This window comes from Bacillus paralicheniformis (assembly GCF_002993925.1).
GTDB classification, from domain to species: domain Bacteria; phylum Bacillota; class Bacilli; order Bacillales; family Bacillaceae; genus Bacillus; species Bacillus paralicheniformis.
In genome coordinates, this window is record NZ_CP023665.1 from 1,329,804 (window position 1) to 1,353,082 (window position 23,279).

General features: G+C 43.6%; 21 protein-coding genes, 1 pseudogene and 1 other annotated feature. Of the genes and pseudogenes, 20 read left to right on the forward strand and 2 right to left on the reverse strand.

Annotation, left to right across the window (positions count from 1 at the left end; translation table 11 throughout):
• Window positions 1-5: 5 nt before the first annotated feature.
• The 8 genes from CP943_RS06740 to CP943_RS06775 all read left to right on the forward strand — a co-directional run bounded on the left by CP943_RS06740 (window position 6) and on the right by CP943_RS06775 (window position 9,379).
• On the forward strand, window positions 6-989 hold the full coding sequence (locus tag CP943_RS06740; RefSeq protein ID WP_026579903.1) for an ABC transporter ATP-binding protein: 984 nt from the start codon (window positions 6-8) through the stop codon (window positions 987-989).
• A gap of 112 nt (window positions 990-1,101) precedes the next feature.
• The gene (locus CP943_RS06745) at window positions 1,102-2,733 is read left to right on the forward strand and encodes a peptide-binding protein (protein WP_023856647.1); all 1,632 of its coding nucleotides are present in this window, start codon (window positions 1,102-1,104) and stop codon (window positions 2,731-2,733) included.
• Window positions 2,734-2,808: 75 nt separating this feature from the next.
• Window positions 2,809-3,759, forward strand: coding sequence for an ABC transporter permease (locus tag CP943_RS06750; protein WP_023856648.1), 951 nt, complete (start codon window positions 2,809-2,811; stop codon window positions 3,757-3,759).
• A gap of 18 nt (window positions 3,760-3,777) precedes the next feature.
• Window positions 3,778-4,692, forward strand: coding sequence for an oligopeptide ABC transporter permease (opp4C, locus tag CP943_RS06755; protein ID WP_023856649.1), 915 nt, complete (start codon window positions 3,778-3,780; stop codon window positions 4,690-4,692).
• A gap of 519 nt (window positions 4,693-5,211) precedes the next feature.
• On the forward strand, window positions 5,212-6,564 hold the full coding sequence (locus CP943_RS06760; protein WP_009328838.1) for a radical SAM/SPASM domain-containing protein: 1,353 nt from the start codon (window positions 5,212-5,214) through the stop codon (window positions 6,562-6,564).
• Window positions 6,557-7,114 carry a flavoprotein gene (locus tag CP943_RS06765; RefSeq protein ID WP_009328837.1) on the forward strand — a complete coding sequence of 186 codons (558 nt, stop codon included), beginning with the start codon at window positions 6,557-6,559 and terminating at the stop codon, window positions 7,112-7,114. The genes CP943_RS06760 and CP943_RS06765 overlap by 8 nt, the downstream gene beginning before the upstream one ends.
• Window positions 7,115-7,146: 32 nt before the next feature.
• Complete coding sequence (locus tag CP943_RS06770) at window positions 7,147-8,412, forward strand: MFS transporter (RefSeq protein ID WP_105980874.1); 1,266 nt, start codon at window positions 7,147-7,149, stop codon at window positions 8,410-8,412.
• Between the two features lie 214 nt (window positions 8,413-8,626).
• Window positions 8,627-9,379, forward strand: coding sequence for a YjbA family protein (locus tag CP943_RS06775; RefSeq protein ID WP_003180605.1), 753 nt, complete (start codon window positions 8,627-8,629; stop codon window positions 9,377-9,379).
• A 245-nt stretch (window positions 9,380-9,624) separates the two neighbouring features.
• Here CP943_RS06775 and trpS read toward each other — a convergent pair whose 3' ends face one another.
• Window positions 9,625-10,617 carry a tryptophan--tRNA ligase gene (trpS, locus tag CP943_RS06780; protein ID WP_065643382.1) on the reverse strand — a complete coding sequence of 331 codons (993 nt, stop codon included), beginning with the start codon at window positions 10,615-10,617 and terminating at the stop codon, window positions 9,625-9,627.
• 52 nt (window positions 10,618-10,669) lie between these two features.
• Window positions 10,670-10,891: a binding site (T-box leader), on the reverse strand.
• 461 nt (window positions 10,892-11,352) lie between these two features.
• Here trpS and CP943_RS06790 point away from each other — a divergent pair.
• The 7 genes from CP943_RS06790 to spxA all read left to right on the forward strand — a co-directional run bounded on the left by CP943_RS06790 (window position 11,353) and on the right by spxA (window position 18,316).
• On the forward strand, window positions 11,353-12,978 hold the full coding sequence (locus CP943_RS06790; RefSeq protein WP_020450931.1) for a peptide ABC transporter substrate-binding protein: 1,626 nt from the start codon (window positions 11,353-11,355) through the stop codon (window positions 12,976-12,978).
• A 94-nt stretch (window positions 12,979-13,072) separates the two neighbouring features.
• Window positions 13,073-14,008, forward strand: a complete 936-nt coding sequence (locus CP943_RS06795) for an ABC transporter permease (protein ID WP_020450932.1) — start codon at window positions 13,073-13,075, stop codon at window positions 14,006-14,008.
• Window positions 14,009-14,012: 4 nt separating this feature from the next.
• Entirely contained in the window at window positions 14,013-14,930 is a 918-nt protein-coding gene (locus tag CP943_RS06800; protein WP_023856653.1) for an ABC transporter permease, read from the forward strand.
• A 13-nt stretch (window positions 14,931-14,943) separates the two neighbouring features.
• Window positions 14,944-16,011 (forward strand): ABC transporter ATP-binding protein, encoded by a 1,068-nt coding sequence (locus CP943_RS06805; protein ID WP_025808305.1) that lies wholly within the window; start codon window positions 14,944-14,946, stop codon window positions 16,009-16,011.
• Between the two features lies 1 nt (window position 16,012).
• A complete protein-coding gene (locus CP943_RS06810) occupies window positions 16,013-16,936 on the forward strand; it encodes an ABC transporter ATP-binding protein (RefSeq protein ID WP_105980875.1) in 924 nt (307 codons plus the stop codon).
• A 228-nt stretch (window positions 16,937-17,164) separates the two neighbouring features.
• The gene (locus CP943_RS06815; protein WP_003180619.1) at window positions 17,165-17,743 is read left to right on the forward strand and encodes a GNAT family N-acetyltransferase; all 579 of its coding nucleotides are present in this window, start codon (window positions 17,165-17,167) and stop codon (window positions 17,741-17,743) included.
• A 177-nt stretch (window positions 17,744-17,920) separates the two neighbouring features.
• On the forward strand, window positions 17,921-18,316 hold the full coding sequence (spxA, locus tag CP943_RS06820; RefSeq protein ID WP_003180621.1) for a transcriptional regulator SpxA: 396 nt from the start codon (window positions 17,921-17,923) through the stop codon (window positions 18,314-18,316).
• Window positions 18,317-18,346: 30 nt separating this feature from the next.
• Here spxA and CP943_RS06825 read toward each other — a convergent pair whose 3' ends face one another.
• Window positions 18,347-19,009, reverse strand: coding sequence for a TerC family protein (locus CP943_RS06825; RefSeq protein ID WP_020450936.1), 663 nt, complete (start codon window positions 19,007-19,009; stop codon window positions 18,347-18,349).
• A gap of 178 nt (window positions 19,010-19,187) precedes the next feature.
• Here CP943_RS06825 and CP943_RS22275 point away from each other — a divergent pair.
• From CP943_RS22275 to CP943_RS06845, 5 genes and pseudogenes are all read left to right on the forward strand, one after another.
• Window positions 19,188-19,313: pseudogene (locus CP943_RS22275) on the forward strand (hypothetical protein).
• Window positions 19,295-19,933 (forward strand): adaptor protein MecA, encoded by a 639-nt coding sequence (mecA, locus tag CP943_RS06830; protein WP_003180627.1) that lies wholly within the window; start codon window positions 19,295-19,297, stop codon window positions 19,931-19,933. The pseudogene CP943_RS22275 and the gene mecA overlap by 19 nt, the downstream one beginning before the upstream one ends.
• Before the next feature lie 237 nt (window positions 19,934-20,170).
• On the forward strand, window positions 20,171-21,475 hold the full coding sequence (locus tag CP943_RS06835) for a family 8 glycosyl hydrolase (protein WP_105980876.1): 1,305 nt from the start codon (window positions 20,171-20,173) through the stop codon (window positions 21,473-21,475).
• A gap of 222 nt (window positions 21,476-21,697) precedes the next feature.
• Window positions 21,698-22,714 carry a tripartite tricarboxylate transporter substrate binding protein gene (locus tag CP943_RS06840; protein ID WP_023856657.1) on the forward strand — a complete coding sequence of 339 codons (1,017 nt, stop codon included), beginning with the start codon at window positions 21,698-21,700 and terminating at the stop codon, window positions 22,712-22,714.
• Window positions 22,715-22,814: 100 nt separating this feature from the next.
• Complete coding sequence (locus CP943_RS06845) at window positions 22,815-23,270, forward strand: tripartite tricarboxylate transporter TctB family protein (protein ID WP_003180634.1); 456 nt, start codon at window positions 22,815-22,817, stop codon at window positions 23,268-23,270.
• The last annotated feature ends 9 nt before the right edge of the window (window positions 23,271-23,279 follow it).

Below are 23,279 nucleotides of genomic sequence, written 5' to 3' on the forward strand. Positions count from 1 at the left end.
AGGAAATGAACCCGCAAGAATCCCTTCTGGAGCTGAAAGATGTCAAAAAGTACTTTCCGATCCGCTCAGGGATATTTCAGAAAAAAATCGGCGACGTCAAAGCGGTGGACGGCATCAGCTTTTCGCTTAAACGCGGCGAAACACTCGGCATTGTCGGTGAATCGGGCTGCGGAAAGTCGACCGCCGGACGGACGATGATCCGCCTTTATAAACCGACGGCAGGACAGATCTTTTACAAAGGTCGCGACATTTCAAGTTTGTCGGAAGAAGCGTTGAGAAAGAGCGTCCGCAAAAACATCCAGATGGTTTTCCAAGATCCGTTTGCCTCACTGAACCCGAGAAAAACGCTGCGTTCCATCATCAAAGAACCCTTCAACACGCATCATATGTACAATTTCAAAGAGCGCAACGAAAAAGCCGAAGAGCTTTTGGCTAAGGTCGGGCTGCACCCGTCGTTTGCGAACCGCTATCCCCACGAATTTTCCGGAGGGCAGCGCCAGCGGATCGGAATCGCGCGGGCGCTGGCTTTAAATCCGGAGCTTATTATCGCCGATGAACCGGTATCCGCATTGGACGTGTCAATCCAGGCTCAAGTGATCAACCTGATGGAAGAGCTTCAGGAAGAATTCAATCTGACATATTTGTTCATTTCCCATGACTTGAGCGTCGTCCGCCATATCAGCGACAGGGTCGGCGTCATGTATCTCGGCAAAATGATGGAGCTGACAGACAAGCATGAGCTGTACAACAACCCGCTTCATCCATACACGCAGGCGCTTATGTCCGCCGTTCCCGTCACCAGGAAGAAAGGCGGAACAAAGCGGGAGCGAATCGTTTTAAAAGGCGAGCTGCCGAGCCCCGCCAACCCTCCGAAAGGCTGTGTCTTTCATACGAGGTGTCCGGCCGCAAAAGCGATTTGCGCGGAAGCCGAACCCGCTTTCAAGGAAGCGAAAACAAACCATTTCGTGGCATGCCACCTTTACGAATAAAGGGGAAGGCCGTCACATATTAAATCCTTGAGAGGGGGAATGTCTTCTTTAAAAAACGGGGGTCAATCGGGTGGAAAGAAGGACAACAGTTTAATAAGGGGGAATTCATAAAATGAATAAACGCAAAACAGGATTTTCAATTTTAAGCTTGCTGCTGATCTTATCGATTTTTCTAACGGCCTGCAACAGCGGCGAAGTCGGAGGGGACGAAAAAGAAGGCAAATCTGACGGGAAGCCGCAAAAGGGCGGTGACTTGGTCATCGGTTCTACAGGGGAGCCTACGATGTTCAACGCTTTATATTCAACCGATGTGTCAAGCTCTGATATTGAAGGGTTTATTTTTGACGGACTTGTCGGCTCTGACACCGATTTGAATCCGACGATGAAGCTTGCTGAAAAAATAGATCAGTCGGAAGACGGCATAACGTATAACGTGACTTTGAAAAAAGGCGTAAAATGGCATGACGGCGAGGAGTTTACGGCCGATGACGTCGTGTTTACGTATAACATCCCATTAAGCAAAGACTATGCCGGTGAGCGCGGCTCCAATTTTGGAATGATTGATAAAGTGACGAAAAAAGGAGACTACGAGGTTGAATTCAAGCTCAAGCATCCGGACCCTTCATTTTTGCCTGTCTCTTTAAGCTACGGAATCCTCCCTGAGCATATTTTAGGGGACGTGCCGATTAAAGACCTTGGCGAACACGAATTTAACAGGAAAAAACCGATCGGAACGGGACCGTTTAAATTCGTAGAGTGGAAACAGGGGCAATACGTTAAAGTGGAAGCATTTGAGGATTACTACGGTGAAGGGCCATACCTTGACACGCTGACATACAAAGTGATTCCGGATGCCAATGCAGCGATCGCCCAGCTTCAGGCGGGAGACATTAATTATTTCGTCGTCCCGGGCACGGATGTGAAGACGGTCGAAAAATTCGATCATGTCAAGCTTGAGTCTGATCTAGGCCTGAACTATTCATACCTCGGCTGGAACGAAAAAAATGAGCTGTTTAAAGATAAAAAAGTCCGCCAGGCCTTAACCCATGCGATTGACCGCGAATCGATCGTTCAAAATGTGCTGGACGGCGATGGGGAAGTCGCGAATATTCCGGAAAGCCCTTTATCATGGAACTATCCGAAAGACATTGATATCCCGGTCTTTGAATACGATCCGGCAAAAGCGAAGAAAATGCTCAAAGAAGCGGGTTGGGAAGATACAGACGGTGACGGCATTTTAGACAAAGACGGTAAAAAGTTCTCCTTTACCATTAAAACGAACCAGGGAAATAAAGTACGCGAAGATGCCGCGGTTGTCATCCAGCAGCAGCTGAAAGAAGTCGGAATCGAAGCGAAGCCGCAAATCGTCGAGTTCAGCGCTTTAATTGAACAAACGAGCGCGCCAAACTGGAATTATGACGCACTCCTGCTCGGTTGGAGCTTGGCGACCTTCCCTGATCAATATGATATCTTCCACTCCAGCCAGTCGAAAGCGGGCTTAAATAACATATGGTACAAAAACGAAGAAGTCGATAAGCTTCTCGTCGACGCGAAAAAACTGAAGGATCGGAAAGAATATTCGAAAGCTTACGAGAAAATTTACAAAATGATTGCCGAAGATCAGCCGTATACATTCCTGTTCTATTATAACTACCACCGGGCGATCCCTAAAAACCTGAAAGGCTTCGAATTTCATCCGAAAAACGATTTCTATGAAGTGAACAAATGGTGGCTGAAAAAATAATCTAATATTCTCTAAAGGGAGAGGGGATGTTCCTCTCCCTGGTTTTTAAAATCCATGATAAAAGGGGAATAGAAGATGGTTACATACATTATTCGGAGAACGCTGATGTCTATTCCGATCCTGTTTGGGATTACCATTCTTTCTTTCGCGATCATGAAAGCGGCTCCCGGTGATCCGGTGTCACTGATGGTCGATCCGTCCATTAAACAGGCTGACCGCGAGAAGTTCATCGAAAAATACGGACTGAATGAGCCCGAACATATTCAATATTTGAAATGGCTCGGCAATATGATGCAAGGGGACTTTGGCACTTCGATCGTCAGGAAAGGAACGCCTGTTATCGATTTGATTCTTGCCAGGCTTCCGAATACGCTTTTATTAATGCTTGTATCAACGATTCTGGCGCTTCTGATTTCGATCCCGCTCGGCGTGCTCTCGGCGAGGCGGCCCTATTCAAAGCTTGATTACGGTATTACGTTTACGTCTTTTATCGGACTTGCTGTTCCAAACTTTTGGTTCGGTTTAATTTTAATTATGGTGTTATCCGTGAATTTAGGCTGGTTTCCGACCGGGGGCGTTATGACGCTGAATTCGGGTTTTAGCTTGTGGGATCGGATTCATCATTTAATTTTGCCTGCTTTCGTACTCGCCACCGCAGATATGGCCGGGCTTACGAGATATACAAGGTCAAGCATGCTGGATGTGCTGCGCCAGGATTTTATCCGGACGGCAAGAGCGAAAGGTTTTAAAGAAAATCGGGTCGTGTACAAGCATGGACTGCGGAACGGGCTGCTCCCGGTTGTGACGATTTTCGGACTGATGATTCCTTCCTTTATCGGCGGTGCGGTGGTGACCGAACAGATCTTCAGCTGGCCTGGACTCGGGAAGCTGTTTATTGATTCCGCGTTTCAAAGAGACTATCCCGTGATTATGGCGATGACCGTCATATCCGCTGTACTGGTTGTCATCGGCAATCTAATAGCGGACATTCTGTATGCGATCATCGATCCGCGGATTGAGTATTAAGAAAGAGGGGAGTAAATCATGACACAGCCAAATCCACAAGTGCCTTCAGCGGAGATCGGGCTTCAAGAAAACGTTTCGCAAAAACCGGAAACGATGACAAAAATCTTTTTCGAGAAGTTTTTCAAAAACAAGCTCGCTGTCATCGGCGGAATTCTCTTGCTTATCATTGTACTGTCGGCCTTGTTTGCACCGCTGATTGCTCCATACCCGCCGGAACAGCAAAATCTGATGAACAAATTAAAAGCGCCGAGCGCGGAGCATTTGATGGGAACGGATAAATTCGGCCGGGATATTTTCAGCCGCCTGTTGTACGGCGCACAAATCTCGCTGCTCGTCGGTTTCGCGTCTGTCCTCGGTTCGATCACCATCGGAACCGTTGTCGGAGCGATCGCCGGCTATTTCGGCGGAATCATTGATGCCATTTTAATGAGAATTGTTGATATTATCTTATCCATACCCGACATCTTTCTGTTAATCACGCTGGTCACCATCTTCCAGCCGGGCATAGATAAACTGATTTTAATATTCGCCTTGACGAGATGGACGACGACGGCGCGCCTTGTCCGGAGCGAGTTTTTGTCCTTGAGGTCGAGGGAGTTCGTCTTGGCGGCGAAAACGATCGGCACAAGAAATTACAAAATCATCTTTTCTCATATTCTTCCGAATGCGATGGGGCCGATTATCGTTGCCGCGACGCTTTCAGTCGGTACCGTGATCCTTGCGGAATCGGCATTAAGCTATCTTGGATTCGGGGTTCAGCCGCCGATGGCAAGCTGGGGAAACATGCTTCAGGATGCACAGAACTTTACGATCATGATCCAGGCGTGGTGGTATCCGCTGTTCCCGGGCCTGATGATCCTGCTCACTGTGTTGTGCTTTAACTTCTTAGGCGACGGACTCCGCGATGCGCTTGATCCGAAGAATATTAAATGAATATAGAAAATTAGGAAGAGAAAACTAGATATTAACTTGAAAAAATTTGAAAAAAAGTTGACTATTGGAATTTTAGGGTGGTATATTTAAAGTGTAATACAAAAAAAATTTATCTATGTTCTTTAAGGAGGTGAATAAAAATGAAAAATAAAAAAGAAAATCTAGGTAACCGAAATAGTGGACATAGAATTAATGTTCTCTGTTAGTAGATGTATTTAGCCTTTAATGAATGAGGTACCAAAGATGAATAATCATCATAAGTCATAAGTCTTTGGTATCTCACTCTGAACAATTTTCTTAAATTACTTCTGAATAATTTCACCCCAGACCTCTAGGTATATTGATCAAGTTCAATGTACACAACATCCTCAATTTAATTTTTTTCTAAAAAGAATTTAATTGCACACTTAAACAAAAAACTTTGCTCACTTCCTTTAACACCCTTTTAGACAAATACATCAGAGATAGAATATAAAGTTGACTCTAGCAATTTTTTAAAAGCTATAAGGGGGAATACTTTTGTTTAATAGAAACAAAAACCAAATTCATGTGTTGGAAAAGATTAAGTTAAAGCCATCAAGATTTAATATTATACTCAAAAAAAACAATGAAGAAATTAAGCTTTATAATTCTTATACTGGGGAAATTATCAAATTTTCAAATGGAACAAAAGAAAAAGTACTAAATATATTGCATAGAAGAGAAATAAAATTTGAAAAAGGTGATAAGTGGATTGATCTTTTATATAACAAAGGATTTATTGTAAGATATGACACAGATGAGTATAAAAAAGCAACTGCTCAAAAATTTAAGTTATTATCAGAAAATCGAACATTGCATTTAATCCTGTTGCCAAATGAAGACTGTAATTTTCGATGCATTTACTGCTACGAGGATTTTTTAAAAAAGGAAATGAAAACTCATGTAAAAAAGGGGATTTTGAATTTTCTTGAAAAAGAATTGGTGAGCTACAAAAATTTAAATATATCTTGGTTTGGAGGAGAGCCCTTAGAATCTTTTAATGTAATCCAAGAACTGTCTGAAGAAATTAAAGTGTTGTGTAATAAAAATAAGGTAGATTATTTTGCAGATATAACAACAAATGGATATAATTTAGATGAGGAAAAATTTAAGAAGTTAATAGAACTTAATGTTAGTAATTTTCAAATTACTTTGGATGGTAATAGTCAAACTCATGATAGACAAAGAATAAAAAAAGACGGGGGTCCAACATTTAATAAAATTATTGAAAATTTGGTCAATTTAAAAAACACAAGTTATGAATATTCTATACTTCTAAGATCAAATATCAGTAAAGATGTTTCTGAAGTGATGTATGATTATATAGATTTAATGAGAGATTTGTTTAAAGATGATCCTAGATTTTTAATGCATTTTATCCCTGTTCTCAATTTAAAAGGAGAACAATCTAGTAATATTCATTTATGTAATACCAAAGATTTATTTCCCTATTATGAATATGCACAAGAACAAGGATTTAATTTTAATTTTTATAAAGGATTTATGGAGCCTGGGGGTTCAGAATGTTATGCATCAAATCCAAATTCTTATGTTATTGGATCAGATGGGATGGTATACAAATGTACAGTTGCATTTAATAACCCGTTAAATCACGTTGGCGATATTAAAGAGAATGGAGAAATGGAATTATATGAAGAAAGGCTCTCACTTTGGCTTTCCGGAGGAGCTAATGAAGATCCGAATTGCACTAAATGCTATTTTAGACCTGCCTGTCAAGGAAATGCTTGCCCTTTAGAACGGATTGAAGCGGAAAAAACTCCATGTCCGCCAATAAAACAAAACCTTAAGAGATATCTAAACCTTGTAGAGGAGGACTCCATTTATGGGTAAAAAAAAGATGTTGTTAGGGGTTACAGGTACAATTGGTGCAATCAACCTTCCTCAATTTATCTATACTTTACGCGACGAATATGACATAGATGTTATTTTGACAGAAAATGCTCAACGATTCCTATCTCCGCGAGCTATAAGGCCTTTTGTTCAAGGAGTTTATGAGAATGTTTTTTCTGATTGTTCTTCTAAAATCTTACACGTAGAACTAGTAAACGAAATAGATCGTTTCCTTATACTTCCTACTTCTGCGGCTACGCTTTCAAAAATAGCTAACGGAGCTGCCAATGACCTTTTAAGTTTAAGTGTACTTAATTATTCAGAGGCTATATATATTGCTCCAAACATGAACAATGAAATGTGGAATAATCCTGCTGTACAAAAAAATGTAAAAATTATAAAAGAGTTCGGGCATATTTTTGTTAATACTACCAGCTTGGGAATAAAAGCATCAAGTGGGGAAATTGTTCAAACTGAAGCGGGGCTTCCAGATCCTGATGAACTTTTGAAATTGCTAAGTGAAAAAGGAACCGTTTTATCAAAAAGCTAAACAGTCCTGTTAAATGAATAGAGGTATTAACGATGTTAAGCGTATTGAAAAATAAAAACTTTTTATTTTTGATATTAGGGCGTTTGGTAACCAATATTGGGGACAGTATGTATACAGTTGCGGCAATGTGGCTTGTGTTTGATTTATCAAAAAGTACATTTTATTCCGGATTAGCTGGTTTTTTGACGATGTTCCCAACTGTTTTGCAATTTTTAACAGGTCCGATTGTTGATAAAGTCAGATTAAATAAAGTTTTGGTTTGGAGTCAACTCATCCAAGCTATTTTGGTGTTGATTATTCCGCTTTTTTATTTCATTGGATATTTGAACATTTGGATCATCATGATGATTATGCCTCTTATCGTATTCATTGAGCAATTTACTTATCCTGCGCAATCTGCCGCACTGCCTAAAATAATCAAAAGTCAAGATCTAGTTAAAGCAAACTCACTTATGTCATTTTCATATCAAGGTACAGATATTATATTTACTGGTATTGCAGGTATTGTGATTGCTTCGGCAGGAGCTATAAGCATATACTTAGTTGACTCTTTCACTTTTTTGTTAGCGGCGCTGTTTTTTAAGTGCGTAAAATTAGAACAAAAAAATGAGATAGAACATAAGCCCCGATTCCACTTCAAAAAAGTCATACACAATTATACAACGGATATAAAAGAGGGATTTACACTCATTCGTCATTCCCTCATTCTAAAAATCCTCTTGGGCTCGATGATTTCTAACTTCATGCTTAGTGCGACGATTGTGATTTTGCCAAGCTTCTCTTCGATTAGAGGAGGAGAAGAATACTATGGATATTATTTGGCTTCCATGTCATGCGGTTTACTGTTAGGTTCAATATTCGCAACAGTGTTTGGCCGATTCGCGATAGGATCACTTACGATATACGGATTTTTCATTTCAGGGGTTTTATGGAGTATTTCGGCGATCGCCACCTCTTCATACATATCGATTATTTTATTTGGTTTGTCTCAAATATCCATCGGCGTGACAAACGTCATTTTCATGTCCATTTTGCAAAGCATACTGCCGGAAGAGTTTATAGGGAGAGTTTTTTCTTTTATCGCAAGTTTGACAAGCATAGCAGCTCCTTTTGGATCTTTGCTGGGAGGGTTTACCGCGTCATTGATCGGCAGCGATAAGGTTTTCTTTATAGGAGGAATTGCCATGCTGTTTGTATCTGTTTATTGGGTGTTTCAGTCTTCTTTAAGATCAATTCCTTCATCAGAAAAAATAAACGCTAAAGAATACAGCTTTTTTACAAACGTGTTGAATAAATAATGTGTGAATTGCTTCATTCAGTCATCATGATTTTGCCCATTGTCTGGACTCCGCGATACGCTTGATCCGAAGAATATGAAATAAAAAGCTGAGGGATTGCCGCCCTTGGCTTTTTTTTAACGGCAATTGCCATAATCTCATCCGCTTGGAATAAATTCCTGCCCCCTTGCCTATACTGTGGACAACAGTTTTTATTAAAAGTGAGGGGTTAGAAATGTTGTTTCTTCATGATGTGTGGGTGAATTGGTTTGAGGGAGAAGAAAATGGCTACAACGTCTGCCACTTTCATGAATGGCGGAAGGAAGACAGTGTTGAATTGCTTGACCAGGTGCCTTTGTTAAGGGTGTCGTCCGTTTTGTTTCACTACATAGAAAATGATTTGTCAGAGCTTCCGGCCGAATTATTGAACGAGGTTCATCAAAAAGCGTATATTCGTAAAAATCATGAGCGGACACAGCTTGATCATTGTTTCGTCGTAACGGACGGCATTGGTATTCTCGCGGTCGATACGGCCGGTTACACAATACCGGTAAGAAAAAGCCGCCTCATTCCGAGACAGGAGCAGCTCGTTTATGAAATGGTGAAGGACGTTGAAGCGGAAACTTACGAGTTTGCACCAGAGAAGCTGCAATCTTCCAAAGAATACCACATTTTATCTTTATCACCGGAGCATGTCAGAGGATTAACGAGAAAAGAACGCCAGCTCAAACAGCTGCTGTTCATGGCGCTCGATCAGCTCAAAGGGCTCCAAAATCGTGCCGAGATCGCTTATTGGTACACCGAATGGAATCCGTATATGTATGAACAGATCAAGCGCATGACATTTGAAGAAATCTGGGACATGCTTTTCAATGAGACGATCGACGGATGGTCAGACAAACACAGGGACTTTTGTGAAAATTTGATTAAAGGACAGCCGTTTTTTGAAAAGCTTTGGGAAATTGAGAATGAGTCTAAAGTCAACTAAATTAAGAATCAAGACTGCCGGAAGTACGGCGGTCTTTTTATTTGTAAAAGCGAAAATTCTATATTGAAAAATAAAAAATATGAGCTGTCTTTCTGACAAAGCGGTCAATGAAGGACTGGAGACATGTGTTTTGAATCATTTATTATAGAAATATCGTGATCCGGAGGCAAGTGAATGCGGAGCTGCGGCTGTTCTCTATGAAAAACACCTTCCGATTATCGTACAAATCGGAAGGTGTTTTTGGATCAGCGTCTTTTTCGGCCGAGTCCCATCGCGTTTTCCATTTTTTTCAGCATCTTGTTTGCTGTTTGATTTGCGCGTTTGGCGCCTTCGTCCAAAATCCGGTCCAGCTCTTCAGATTCGATCAATTCGTGGTAACGGTCTTGAATCGGTTTCAGCGCGCCGATGACGACTTCGGCAAGGTCTGATTTAAATTCGCCGTAGCCTTTGCCTTCGTATTTTGCTTCAAGCTCTTCGATTGAGGCTTGTCCGAGAATCGAATAGATCGTCAGAAGGTTGGATACACCGGGTTTGTTTTCTTTATCATATTTGACGATTCCGTCGGAATCCGTGACAGCGCTTTTGATTTTTTTCTCAAGCTGTTTTGGTTCGTCGAGCAGGGTGATGAACGCTTTTTGGTTCGGATCTGATTTGCTCATCTTTTTGAGCGGGTCGGCAAGTGACATAATGCGGGCGCCGACCTTCGGTATTTTAACCTCCGGAACCGTAAAAATGTCATTATATTTCTTATTGAAACGCTCCGCCAAGTTCCGGGTTAATTCAAGATGCTGCTTCTGATCTTCTCCGACAGGGACGACGTCTGTTCCATAAAGCAGAATGTCCGCCGCCATTAATGGAGGATATGTCAAAAGCCCGGAGACGACAGCTTCTTTTCCGGCTGATTTATCTTTGTACTGCGTCATGCGCTCAAGCTCGCCGATGTAGGCGACACACTGAAGCATCCATCCCGCCTGGGCGTGTGCAGGCACTTCCGATTGGATAAACAGCGTCGCTTTTTTCGGATCGAGGCCGATCGCCAAATACAGCGCGGCAAGGTTCCGGATGTTCTTTCTCAGCGCGAGCCGGTCCTGCGGTACTGTGATCGCGTGCTGATCGACGATGCAGAAGTAACAGTTGTAGTCATCCTGCAAGTCGACAAACTGCTTCATCGCTCCGATATAGTTGCCGAGGGTGACAGAGCCGCTCGGCTGGATACCGGAAAAAATCGTTTTTTTCATGTGAATCCCTCTTTCCATTTCAAAATAAAAAGGCCCATTCTTCCCTTAAAAGAAAAGGGACGAATGAACCGTGGTGCCACCCTGATTATTTCATTATGGTCAAAATGAAATCGCTCTAGACGTTTGTAACGGAGTCTTCTCCGGCTGAGCCTACTTATCCGTGTTCGGTCAGCTGCTCCGAAGCCCATTCCACATTCGCCATTATCCGCTCCCAGCACCGCGGACTCTCTTTAAATGGGAAGAAATGTGTACTCTTCTTCTTCATCGCATGTTATTCATAATTTTATTATATATAAATTTTAAATGAAAGTCGACAGCCTTGGGGAAAAGAAAACGAATACCGGGCTGAATAAAGTTGGCGCGGCGGCATCTGGTTCGATATAAAGAATGGTTAATGTTATATGTGTAAAACGTTTTAACCTGTAAAACATAAACTTTCCTTTTAATGTGGTTACGCTTTAAAACAGAGAAGTGTATTTGTACATTTGGCAGAAAACCTGACAATCATAAATAGTTTGAATAAAAAAATAATTGAAAATTAATATTGCAATAAATTATTCTATTAATTATAATGAATTTGTTCACCTCGGTGTTACAGGTTTCTTACATAACAAATATTCAGAAAAGACGAAACAGAGGAAAAAGTATGGCAAGTGGGCCTGTTACTTTTTTATGATAAATCTGAATGTTCAGGAGTAAGGAACTAAAAAAACAAGAAATTGGGGGGGTTTCTCTTTGAAGAAGCGTTTGTCATTTATCAGTTTAATGCTCATTTTCACACTCGTCCTCAGCGCCTGCGGCTTCGGCTCAAGCTCCGGTGACGGCGGTAAAAAAGACAGCAAAGGGAAAGACACATTAAATGTCAACATTAAAACAGAACCGTTTTCACTACATCCGGGACTCGCAAACGATTCGGTGTCTGCAAACGTGCTTCGTCAGACTTTTGAAGGATTGACGACAATCGGTAAAGATGGAAAGCCGGTTGAAGCGGCAGCCGAAAAAATCGAAGTCAGCGACGACCAAAAAACATACACATTCACGCTCCGCGACGCGAAATGGTCAAATGGAGATCCTGTAACAGCAGAGGATTTTGAATACGCATGGAAATGGGCGCTCGACCCTAAAAACGAATCGCAATATGCGTATCAGCTTTACTACTTAAAAGGCGGAGAAGCAGCGAACACCGGCAAAGGGAAAATTGAAGATGTCGGCGTTAAAGCTGTTAATGATAAGACTTTAAAAGTCGAGCTTGAAAAACCGACACCGTATTTTACTGAACTGACAGCATTCTACACATATATGCCAGTCAATAAAAAGGTAGCAGAGAAGAATGCGAAATGGTACACAAACGCAGATGAGAACTACGTATCTAACGGACCTTTCAAAATGGCGAAATGGAAGCACAGCGGAAACATCGTACTGGAGAAAAACGACCAGTACTGGGATAAAGACGCTGTTAAGCTGAAGAAAATCAATATGGCGATGGTCAACGATCCGAACACTGGTCTGAACATGTACAAAAAAGGCGAGCTAGACTTTGTAGGACAGCCGCTTGACCAGATTTCAACGGATGCGATTCCAAGCCTGAAAAAAGAAGGCCTGAACATTGATCCGTTCGCATCGGTTTACCTGTACAAATTCAACACTGAAGCGGCTCCGCTGAACAATGTCAACATCCGTAAGGCGCTGACATACGCGATCAACCGCGAAGCGATCGTCAAAAACATCACGCAAGCGGAACAGCTGCCTGCGATGGGATTAGTGCCGCCGGCAGTCCACGGCTTTGAGTCAAATAAAGGCTATTTCAAAGACCATGATGTTGATAAGGCGAAAGAATACTTGGAAAAAGGCTTGAAAGAGCTCGGTTTGAAAAAAGCGTCAGACCTTCCGAAAATCACGCTTTCCTTCAACACGGATGAAGCACACCAAAAAATCGCTCAAGCCGTTCAGGAAATGTGGAACAAGGAACTGGGCTTAGATGTCGAATTAGGCAATGAAGAATGGAACGTATACATCGATAAGCTCCATGCAGGAAACTATCAAATCGGCCGTTTAGGCTGGACCGCCGACTTTAACGACGGAATGAACTTCCTTGAAACATACCGCGACAAAGAAGGCGGAAACAATGATACGAACTGGGAAAACGCAAAGTATAAAGAGCTGCTGAATAAAGCATCGAGAGAAACTGATTCAGCGAAACGCATCGAGCTGATGAAAGAAGCAGAAAGCATCATCATGGATGAGCTGCCGGTTGCACCGATCTACTTCTACACAATGCCGTATCTTCATGATGAAAGCTTAAAAGACTTTGTTCTAACTGGTACTGGTGAGATCTATTTCAAAACCGCGCATTTTGAATAAAATTGCATGAAAGTATATGGGGTTTAGACTTCCCCCCATATACTTTTATTTATGAAAAGAAGTTAATAGACTGAATATTCGGAGGTGTGTAAAATTGATTAAATTTTTAGGCCGTCGTCTTGTTTATATGTTAATTTCTCTCTGGGTTATCGTCACAGCTACCTTCTTCCTGATGAGAGCGATACCGGGCGGACCCTTTTCAGGCGAGAGGAAACTTCCCCCTGCAATTGAAGCCAGTCTCAATTCCTACTATGGTTTAGACCAGCCTCTTTTTAAACAATATCTCGATTATTTAGTATCGGTAGCAAAGTGGGATTTCGGGCCGTCATTTAAATATAAGGGACAAACTGTGAACGACTTGATCAGCTCAGGTTTTCCGATTTCTTTTACACTTGGATTGGAAGCGATTTGCCTTGCGCTCGCTTTCGGCGTATTGTTCGGCGTGATCGCCGCGCTGAAGCGAAACAAGTGGCAGGACTACACAGCGATGATCATTGCGGTTGTCGGGATCTCTGTTCCGAACTTCATCATGGCTGCACTTCTTCAATACGTGCTGGCAATGAAGCTGGGCATGTTCCCTGTCGCACAATGGGAGTCATGGGGACATACTGTGCTTCCTGCCATCGCAGTCGCCTCGATGCCGATGGCGTTTATCGCCCGTTTGACGCGTTCGAGCATGCTTGAAGTGCTGAGCAGCGACTATATCCGTACGGCACGTGCAAAAGGTTTGAGCACACCGGCCGTTACGTTTAAGCATGCGATACGAAATGCCATCATGCCGGTTGTTACATATATGGGGCCAATGGCGGCGTCCATTTTGACAGGAACGTTTGTCGTCGAAAAAGTATTCGGTATACCGGGACTCGGCATGCACTTTGTCACCAGCATTACGAACCGAGACTACACGGTGATCATGGGTGTTACCGTCTTCTTCGGGGCAATCTTGCTGCTTTGCGTCTTGATTGTCGATCTTTTATACGGCTTAATTGATCCGCGCATTAAACTGTTTGGCGCTAAGAAAGGGGAGTAATAGGATGCAGCAAATACCAAAAGACATGTTTGAACCTGCAGCTGTTGACCATAGCGAAGCCGAAAAGATCTCAAAGAAAAACCTTTCATTTTGGACAGACGTATTCTTGAGATTTAAAGAAAACAAGCTGGCGCTGTTTGGACTGGTGGTTCTGATCCTGATCGCTCTGATGGCTATTTTCGCGCCGGTATTCTCAAGCTTTCAATATGAAGAAACGGATTTAACGAATGCGAACCAGCCGCCGAGCGGCGAGCACTGGTTTGGAACAGATGACCTTGGAAGGGACGTATTCGTCCGTACATGGGTCGGCGCACGCATCTCGCTGACAATCGGACTGGCTGCCGCGCTGATCGACGTTTTGATCGGTGTGATATGGGGTGCGATATCAGGCATCAGAGGCGGACGTACTGACGAAATTATGATGAGAATTGCAGATGTTTTATGGGCGATTCCTTCCTTATTAATGACGATCCTGCTGCTCGTAGTGATGGGAAAAGGCTTGGTCACGATGATCGTCGCGATGGTTATTACGGGATGGATCAACATGGCGAGAATCGTCCGTGGACAAGTACTCCAGCTCAAAAATCAGGAATTTGTGCTCGCCTCAAGAACTTTGGGAGCGAAAAACTCGCGCATCATCAGAAAGCACTTGCTGCCCAACATCATGAGCCCGATCTTGGTCACCATGACATTAACCGTGCCTACGGCTATTTTCTATGAAGCGTTTTTAAGCTACCTCGGCCTCGGGGTTCCACAGCCGCTTGCAAGCTGGGGAACGATGGCTACAGACGGTGTGCAGGGATTGGAATATTACCCATGGCGCCTGTTCTTCCCGGCTACTTTTATCTGTCTGACCATGTTTGCATTCAACGTTATCGGCGACGGACTGCGCGACGCTTTAGATCCGAAGCTGCGTAAATAAAGGAGTGAGAAAGATGAAACACTTACTTGAAGTGAAAGATTTAGCCATTTCTTTTAAAACATACGCCGGAGAAGTACAGGCGATCCGCGGCGTCAACTTTCATGTTGACAAAGGAGAGACGCTTGCGATCGTCGGAGAATCCGGATCAGGCAAAAGCGTCACTTCGCAGGCGATTATGAAACTGATTCCGATGCCGCCGGGCTATTTTAAAAACGGACAAATTTTATTTGACGGACAAGATCTGGTTCCGAAAACGGAAAAACAAATGCAGTCAATCAGGGGAAAAGAGATCGGCATGATCTTTCAGGATCCGATGACTTCTTTGAACCCGACGATGAAAGTCGGCCGTCAAATCACAGAAGTGCTGTTTAAGCATGAAAAGATCTCAAAAGAAGAGGCCAATAAGCGGGCGGTAGAGCTTCTCAGCCTGGTCGGAATTCCGATGCCTGAACGCCGCGTCAACCAGTATCCGCACGAATTCAGCGGCGGGATGCGGCAGCGCGTCGTCATCGCGATGGCGCTTGCAGCCAATCCAAAGCTTTTAATCGCGGACGAACCGACGACAGCTCTTGATGTGACGATTCAGGCGCAGATTTTAGAGCTGATGAAAGAATTGCAGAAAAAGATCGAGACATCCATCATTTTTATTACGCACGATCTCGGCGTTGTCGCGAATGTCGCAGACAGAGTCGCCGTCATGTACGCGGGACAAATTGTGGAGATCGGTACGGTCGACGAGATTTTCTACAACCCGAAGCATCCGTATACATGGGGGCTGTTGGCATCAATGCCGAGCCTTGACAACGACGGTGATGAAGAATTAATGGCGATACCGGGGTCTCCGCCTGATTTGACCAATCCGCCGAAGGGCGATGCTTTTGCATTAAGAAGCCCTTACGCAATGAAAATCGATTTTGAACAAGAACCGCCGATGTTTAAAATATCTGATACACACTATGTGAAGTCATGGCTTTTGCACCCGGACGCTCCAAAAGTCGAGCCGCCGGCGGCTGTCAAAAGCAAGATGAAGGAGTTTAGAAATCAGTATGAAAAACCGGTTGAAGTGAAAGAAGGTGAATGATGTGGCAGAAAAACTGCTCGAAATCAAGAATTTAAAACAGCACTTTTCAACGCCGAAAGGGATTGTGAAAGCTGTTGACGGAATCTCTTTTGACATTTACAAAGGAGAAACGCTCGGTCTTGTCGGTGAATCCGGCTGCGGAAAGTCGACGACCGGCCGTTCGATCATTCGTTTGTATCAAGCGACTTCCGGAGAAGTCTTGTTTAAGGGAAAGAATGTCCACGACAAAAAGTCTGCCAAGGACCTTCTCGAATTCAACCGGAAGATGCAGATGATTTTTCAGGACCCGTATGCTTCCTTGAACCCGCGGATGACGGTTGCCGACATCATCGCAGAAGGAATTGACATCCACGGTTTGGCCAAAACGAAAAAAGAGCGGCTTGAGCGCGTTCATGAACTCCTCAAACTCGTCGGCTTAAATAAAGAGCACGCGAACCGCTATCCGCACGAATTCTCCGGCGGACAGCGCCAGCGGATCGGAATCGCAAGGGCGCTTGCGGTCGAGCCGGAATTCATCATTGCCGATGAACCGATCTCCGCTCTGGACGTGTCCATTCAGGCGCAAGTCGTCAATTTAATGAAGGATTTGCAAAAGGAAAGAGGGCTTACATACCTTTTCATCGCTCACGATCTGTCGATGGTCAAATATATCAGCGACAGGATCGGCGTCATGTATTTTGGGAAGCTTGTTGAATTGGCGCCGGCAGATGAACTGTATGAAAATCCGCTTCATCCGTATACGAAATCATTGCTTTCCGCCATTCCGCTCCCTGATCCGGATTATGAGCGCACGCGCGTGCGGAAGACGTATGATCCAAGCGTCCACCAGCTGAAAGGCGACGAACAGATGGAGCTTCGCGAAGTAAAGCCCGGCCATTTCGTCATGTGTACAGAGGAAGAATTTAAAGCCTATCAAACCAAATAAACGAAGCAGGAAGACAGCCGTCACAAGGCTGTCTTTTTTTATGCCGAACAACCGCCGGCAATTTTTTGAGAAAAAATTTGAAACCTTCGCGGGAGACAACCGTCTTAGTATATGTAGGTAACATGCTCAGCTTCACTGAAGCTCCTTTCTAAAAAGATTTTGTTTAAACTAAAAAGAAAGCGGGTATATCTAAAGTGTGAAATTAGAACATCCATAAGGAGCAAATCAATGAACTGGTATGAGAAGCTTAGCGAGTATTTCCCAATTGAAGAAATGAAATCAAAAGAGCACATGGAAGCATTGTTAAAGGAACAAAACGATATTTACCATAAAGAAGAAGGCCGTCATCATGTGTTGATGTACGCCGAATTCGACTCTTTTATTTTCATCGACTATTTATTCGTTTCTAAAGACGCGCGAGGACAGGGACTTGGTTCCAAGCTGATTGAGAAGCTGAAAAAGAAAAACAAACCGATCCTCCTCGAAGTCGAGCCCGTGGATGAAGATGATGCCGATACGGCGAAACGTCTTAAATTTTATCAAAAGGAAAACTTTAAACACGCTGAGTCGATTGGTTACCGTCGCCGGTCACTCGCAACCGGCAAAGTGAACAAAATGGAGATTTTGTATTGGTCTCCAAAATCAAACACAGAGAAAGAAGTGTTTGACGCGATGAAAGAAACGTACGAAAAAATCCATACATACAAAGATGAGAAGTGGTATGGAGAATCTTATGAAGATGTGGATGACGTCCTTACGATTGTTGACGATCATAAACAAAAGAACATTTTCGATGAATTGAGCTAAATGAGAATAACAGATGGCATAAAAAAGCAAAAGTCGCTGGATTGTCAAAAAATTTCTGTTACAGACTGTTCACACTTACTTTTTTATAGTATAATACTCAATAAAGATTACTTTTTTAGATTTATTTCAATTTAAGAATACGCTAATTTCATTCTACTTTTTAAGGAGTGAAGCAATATGGTTACATTATATACATCCCCAAGCTGCACGTCTTGCAGAAAGGCGCGCGCATGGTTAGAAGAACATGATATTCCGTATACGGAAAGAAATATTTTTTCAGAGCCTTTATCAATTGATGAAATAAAAGAGATTTTACGAATGACGGAGGACGGAACAGACGAAATTATTTCAACCCGTTCCAAAGTGTTCCAAAAATTGAACGTCAACCTTGAAACAATGCCGCTTCAAGAGCTGTACCAGCTCATCAATGAACATCCGGGCCTTTTGCGCCGTCCGATCATCATTGACGAAAAGCGCCTGCAGGTTGGATACAACGAAGACGAAATCCGCCGCTTCCTGCCGCGCAAAGTGCGCACATTCCAGCTTCGTGAAGCGCAGCGTCTCGCAAACTAAAAGAAGGCTGAATTTTTCAGCCTTCTTTTTTTAATGCTTTTCACTCGTCTGTTCATAATAAATACTGGCTAGAATCACAAAAATCACCGTCAGGACGGGCAGCAGCATTTCGAGGGTGCTATGCTGCGCCATAAAGGAAGACAACTCCTGCTCCCTGACGATCATTTCGCCGCCGGTATAAGCGAGCAGTCCGCTTCCCGCGTATATGAAGAGCGGAAACTTTGCAAGGGCCGCTTGAATCAGCCTGCTGCCCCAAATGATGACCGGGACGGAGACCATCAAGCCGACAACGACTAGCATCAGGCGTCCGTGCGAAGCTCCAGCGACCGCAATCACATTATCGAGCGACATGAACAAATCGGCAATCACGATGATACGGATCGCCTTAAATAAAGATGTCCCGCCTTTGACATGCTGGGCATCTTTTTTCTCAATCAAAAGCTGATATCCTAAGTACAACAGGAAGATTCCTCCGATAAATTGCAGATAAGGAACCGCGAGCAGGTACACTGCTGCCATTGTTAGCGCGATTCTCATCATGATGGCGATCAATGTGCCGATGATGATCGCTTTTTGTCTTTGCCGTGGAGGCAAATGACGGCTTGCCATTGCAATCACAACAGCGTTGTCGCCGCCAAGTATGAGATCGATTCCGATGATCACAAGGAACGACATCAGTACATCGTGTTCCATCAACTGGCACCTCGCTTTGCCTTTGCATCGGGACTTGCCTAAAAGGCACCCGCATCTACAGCTGCTGCTTGTACAACTAATATATGAAGCAGGCCGGAAAATATGTTAGCTTGGCTTTGGAGGCGTTTTTATTTCTTTTCCGCCTTTTTTATCATAAAATAGAAAATAAAGATTGATTATGGATAAGGTTAAGAAGTGGACGTAATGGGTAAAGTGTAGTAAAGTACAATTAATTGGGAGCTTAGTTATCCCTTCAACATCTTACAAAGAAGGGAAGGTTGGCAAATGGAAATCGAAAGAATAAACGAACATACGGTTAAGTTTTATATTTCCTACGGTGATATCGAAGACCGCGGGTTTGACAGAGAAGAAATTTGGTACAATCGAGAACGCAGTGAAGAGCTTTTTTGGGAAATGATGGACGAAGTGCACGAAGAAGAAGAGTTTGCCGTTGAAGGCCCCCTTTGGATTCAAGTGCAGGCCCTTGATAAGGGATTGGAAATCATTGTGACAAGAGCTCAGCTGTCCAAAGACGGACAAAAGCTGGAACTGCCGATTCCTGAAGATAAAAAACAGCATGTAGCAGAAGAAAGCCTTGATGCTTTGCTTGACGACTTTCAAAAAGAAGAGCAGGCAGAAGAGCAGAAACTGCAGTTTGTTTTAAAGTTTGACGATTTTGAGGATTTAATCTCACTGTCAAAAATGTCTATCAGCGGCTGCCAAACGACATTGTACTCTCACGAGAACCGCTATTATTTATTCGTGGATTTCAGTGAACTGCCTGATGAAGAGGTGGAAAACCAGCTGAGCATTCTGCTGGAGTATGCCTCAGAATCAAAGACGACGATTCATATGCTGAAAGAGTATGGAACACTGATTGCAGCGGATCATGCTCTTCATACAATAAAAAAGCACTTCGCATAAAAAAGCCGGTTTCTTTTGAAGCCGGCTTTAACTTTCTGGAACAAATATAACAAAGAGCTTCAATTCTCCACAACTTCCCTCCTCCCGTTCTACATCTTTCAAACGGCTCACCACTTTCAAAAGAAAACGATCATTTCGGCCCAAACCGAATAGGGTCAATCTGATCTATACACTTCCAGTTTCATTGATTAAGATGGATTGGTGTTATGACAAATTTTGAAAGGTGAGATTGATTTGATGCGAAAAAGTTTAAAATGGATCATGGCTGTCTTTATTGGTTTAACATGTTTTTGTGCCGCTTATTCTCAAACAGCCATGGCAGCCGTACATTCCAAGACTCCGGATATTCTCGGAACAACGGGTAAAAACAATTTGAATCAGGCCTATAAAAAATACTTTGATACAAAAGGCGATGGTAAAGGCGGATCGCTGTTTCATTATATGAAGGACGGTTCAGCTTACATCGCTTCGCCGACGGACGATAACCTGGGAAATGGCTACTACAGCGTCAAAACAGAGGGTATGAGTTACGGGATGATGATTACGCTGCAAATGAATGATGAGTATAAGTTCCAAAAGCTGTGGGATTTCGTCCGTAAATATATGCGCCATTCCGACAGAAACGACAGTTTGTACGGCTACCATAGCTGGCATATGAAAACGAACGGCTCAGACGTGCAAACCATTGATCAGAATGTTGCATCTGACGGCGAGGTCTGGTTTGCGGCAGCGCTCATGATGGCATCTGGCCGCTGGGGAGATAAAAAATACCCGTATGATTACAAAGAGCGGGCTCAAGACATGCTTGACGCTTTGGCCGGTGATGGAGAATACGCCAACACCGGTAAGGAATCGCGAGTGTTTATTAAAAACAGCAAGGATCAGCGCTATGCGATGGTTCGATTCGGCCCTTATGTCAATTGGACGGACCCATCCTACCACGTTCCTGCTTTTTTCGAGTTGTTCGCTAAAAGCGCCAGAAGCAGCCAGCAGTATTTTTGGAAAGATGCAGCAAATAAATCTCGAACATACTTGTCAGAAACAACGTTTAAAAGCGTGTTAAATAACGGATCAACCGTCACCAATGCGGCCACAGGGCTGTTTCCCGACGAAGCCGGCTTTGACGGCGTAAGCGATGCGGCTCATTCCTCAACGGAAACAGACCGAAATTTCAGCTATGATGCTTGGCGGACGGTGTCTCATATCGCTATGGATCATACACTTTGGTCCTCGGCAGATAACGCATATCGCGCCAGCGAGCAAAAAGCGGTTAACAAGTTCTTGACGTTTATGAAACGGGAAAACTACGGGAGAACGGCCCATGAATATACGCTGAATGGGACGGCCGTCAAAAAAGGAAGCCCGGTTGGCCTGATCGCCGCCAATGCGGGCGGCGCGACTGCAGCAAGCGATGCATCATTAAGGACGGGATTTGCCAATGCGTTTAACAGCACATATATTCCAGAAGATTATTACGGATCATGTCTTTACATGCTGAACAGCCTTGTGGCAAACGGCAAATTTGCGATGTACCTTCCTTAAAAAATGTAATATCAAATTGAAAGACTGACCCTTCTCTGCGGAGAGGGGTTTTTAATTGGTCAGAAGTTGATCCCATAATTATCCTTTAACAAAAATTACATCTCTATTTGAGGAAGACTTTTTGTGAACTTTATGAACAAAAAGAATATTATGCAGTTAAACTGTGCACGAAAAGTCGGGGAAGCTATAATGAAAGCGATTACAATGAAGGGGGAGCACAACATGACAAAGAGGGGTAGATGTTACGGCTTTACAATTTTGCTTGTGTTTGCGCTGATTTTGGGAGGATGCGGCGGAAACACGGCTTCAAATAAAGCCGCGAACGAAAAAGACTTTAAACCTTCGAAAGCAATTGAGGTCGTTGCGCCTGCCGGAGCCGGCGGGGGATGGGATACAACGGCCAGAACGATCTCGAAAATTATGGGTGAAGAAAAATTGATTGAAAAGATGGCTGTCGTCAATAAACCGGGCGGCGGGGGAGCGTCGGGATGGTCGTATGTCCACCGCAAAAAAGGTGATAACCATACGTTGTTTGTTACATCTCCGCCGATTTTGTTCGTGCCTTTAAACGGACAATCCCAGTACGGTCACAATGATTTTACGCCGATCGCAAGCGTGATTGCCGACTACGGAGCGTTTGTTGTTCATAAAGATTCGCCTTATCAGTCGATGACAGATCTTGTGGATGCGCTGAAAAAAGATCCGAAAAAAGCCTCTATTGTAGGGACGTCTTCTCCGGGAAGCATGGACCACATGCAATTTGTCAGCGCTGTTCAAAAGGCTGGCGTTGATGCGAAAGAGCTGAAATACATTACGGCGCAAGACGGCGCCGGGATGAGCATGCTGCTCGGTAAAAAAGCCGACGTCTACTCGACGGGTGTCGGTGAAGCGGCCGAACAGGCGCGAGCCGGAAAAGTCAGAGTGCTGGCCATCACCGCTCCCGAACGCATGAAAGGAGATACGGTCAAAGATTTTCCGACCTTAAAAGAGCAGGGAATCGATGATGAATTTACGGTCTGGAGAGGATTTATGGGACCTCCGGGGATGAGCGAGTCCGCCGTAAAATATTATGAAGAAAAAATCAAAGAGATGATGGAAAAAGACAGCTGGAAATCGATTCGGGACAGCTATGGATGGACGGATAAGTTTATGGGCCATCAAGAATTCAAAGACTATCTTGACGCTCAATATAAAGAAATGGAAGCGCTCCTTGATGATATCGGATTGGGTGGCAAATAAAATGGTCTCCGCGCGGTTGCCGGCACGGGAAAGCCTTAAAAGCTTTGCCTGGCACAGCCGGCGACCGGCAAGCTGAAATCGAGAAAGGCTGGTGTAAACCATGAGAATCACAAACCGGGCCGTTTCTGTCATCATTTTGGCTGTGGCAGCCATTTACCTGGCGCTCAGCTTTAATTTAGACAGCTATCCGTACGCGGTGATCGATGCGGACGTGCTGCCGAAAAGTTTAGGCATATTGCTTCTCATTTTGGGTGTATTTCTGTTTTTTGAAAAAGATCAAAAAGATACAACGGTGAAAAAGCTGTTTCAGCTGAAGAAAAAAGACGTCAAGGTCATGATGCTCTGTGTTGCTTCTCTGTTGATCTACATTTCGATTTTGGAATTCATCGGATTTTTGCTTTCTACGGTAATGCTGCTGATCGTTTTGCCCGCGGTGTTGGGATATCGAAATTGGACAACGGCTGCGCTCGTTTCACTGATTTTCAGCGGCACAATTTATTTTTCATTCAACTATGTGCTCAACATCATGCTTCCGCAGGGGGTTATGCCTTTTTAATCGAACATA

Bases quoted from the DNA above. Each gene is read 5' to 3' on its own strand.
- CP943_RS06805 (WP_025808305.1), top strand. From the start codon at position 14,944: ATGAAACACTTACTTGAAGTGAAAGATTTAGCCATTTCTTTTAAAACA.
- CP943_RS06750 (WP_023856648.1), top strand. From the start codon at position 2,809: ATGGTTACATACATTATTCGGAGAACGCTGATGTCTATTCCGATCCTG.
- trpS (WP_065643382.1), bottom strand. From the start codon at position 10,617: ATGAAAAAAACGATTTTTTCCGGTATCCAGCCGAGCGGCTCTGTCACC.
- CP943_RS06815 (WP_003180619.1), top strand. From the start codon at position 17,165: ATGAACTGGTATGAGAAGCTTAGCGAGTATTTCCCAATTGAAGAAATG.
- CP943_RS06775 (WP_003180605.1), top strand. From the start codon at position 8,627: ATGTTGTTTCTTCATGATGTGTGGGTGAATTGGTTTGAGGGAGAAGAA.
- CP943_RS06840 (WP_023856657.1), top strand. From the start codon at position 21,698: ATGACAAAGAGGGGTAGATGTTACGGCTTTACAATTTTGCTTGTGTTT.
- CP943_RS06835 (WP_105980876.1), top strand. From the start codon at position 20,171: ATGCGAAAAAGTTTAAAATGGATCATGGCTGTCTTTATTGGTTTAACA.
- CP943_RS06770 (WP_105980874.1), top strand. From the start codon at position 7,147: ATGTTAAGCGTATTGAAAAATAAAAACTTTTTATTTTTGATATTAGGG.
- opp4C (WP_023856649.1), top strand. From the start codon at position 3,778: ATGACACAGCCAAATCCACAAGTGCCTTCAGCGGAGATCGGGCTTCAA.
- CP943_RS06765 (WP_009328837.1), top strand. From the start codon at position 6,557: ATGGGTAAAAAAAAGATGTTGTTAGGGGTTACAGGTACAATTGGTGCA.
- spxA (WP_003180621.1), top strand. From the start codon at position 17,921: ATGGTTACATTATATACATCCCCAAGCTGCACGTCTTGCAGAAAGGCG.
- mecA (WP_003180627.1), top strand. From the start codon at position 19,295: ATGGAAATCGAAAGAATAAACGAACATACGGTTAAGTTTTATATTTCC.
- CP943_RS06745 (WP_023856647.1), top strand. From the start codon at position 1,102: ATGAATAAACGCAAAACAGGATTTTCAATTTTAAGCTTGCTGCTGATC.
- CP943_RS06845 (WP_003180634.1), top strand. From the start codon at position 22,815: ATGAGAATCACAAACCGGGCCGTTTCTGTCATCATTTTGGCTGTGGCA.
- CP943_RS06800 (WP_023856653.1), top strand. From the start codon at position 14,013: ATGCAGCAAATACCAAAAGACATGTTTGAACCTGCAGCTGTTGACCAT.
- CP943_RS06825 (WP_020450936.1), bottom strand. From the start codon at position 19,009: ATGGAACACGATGTACTGATGTCGTTCCTTGTGATCATCGGAATCGAT.
- CP943_RS06740 (WP_026579903.1), top strand. From the start codon at position 6: ATGAACCCGCAAGAATCCCTTCTGGAGCTGAAAGATGTCAAAAAGTAC.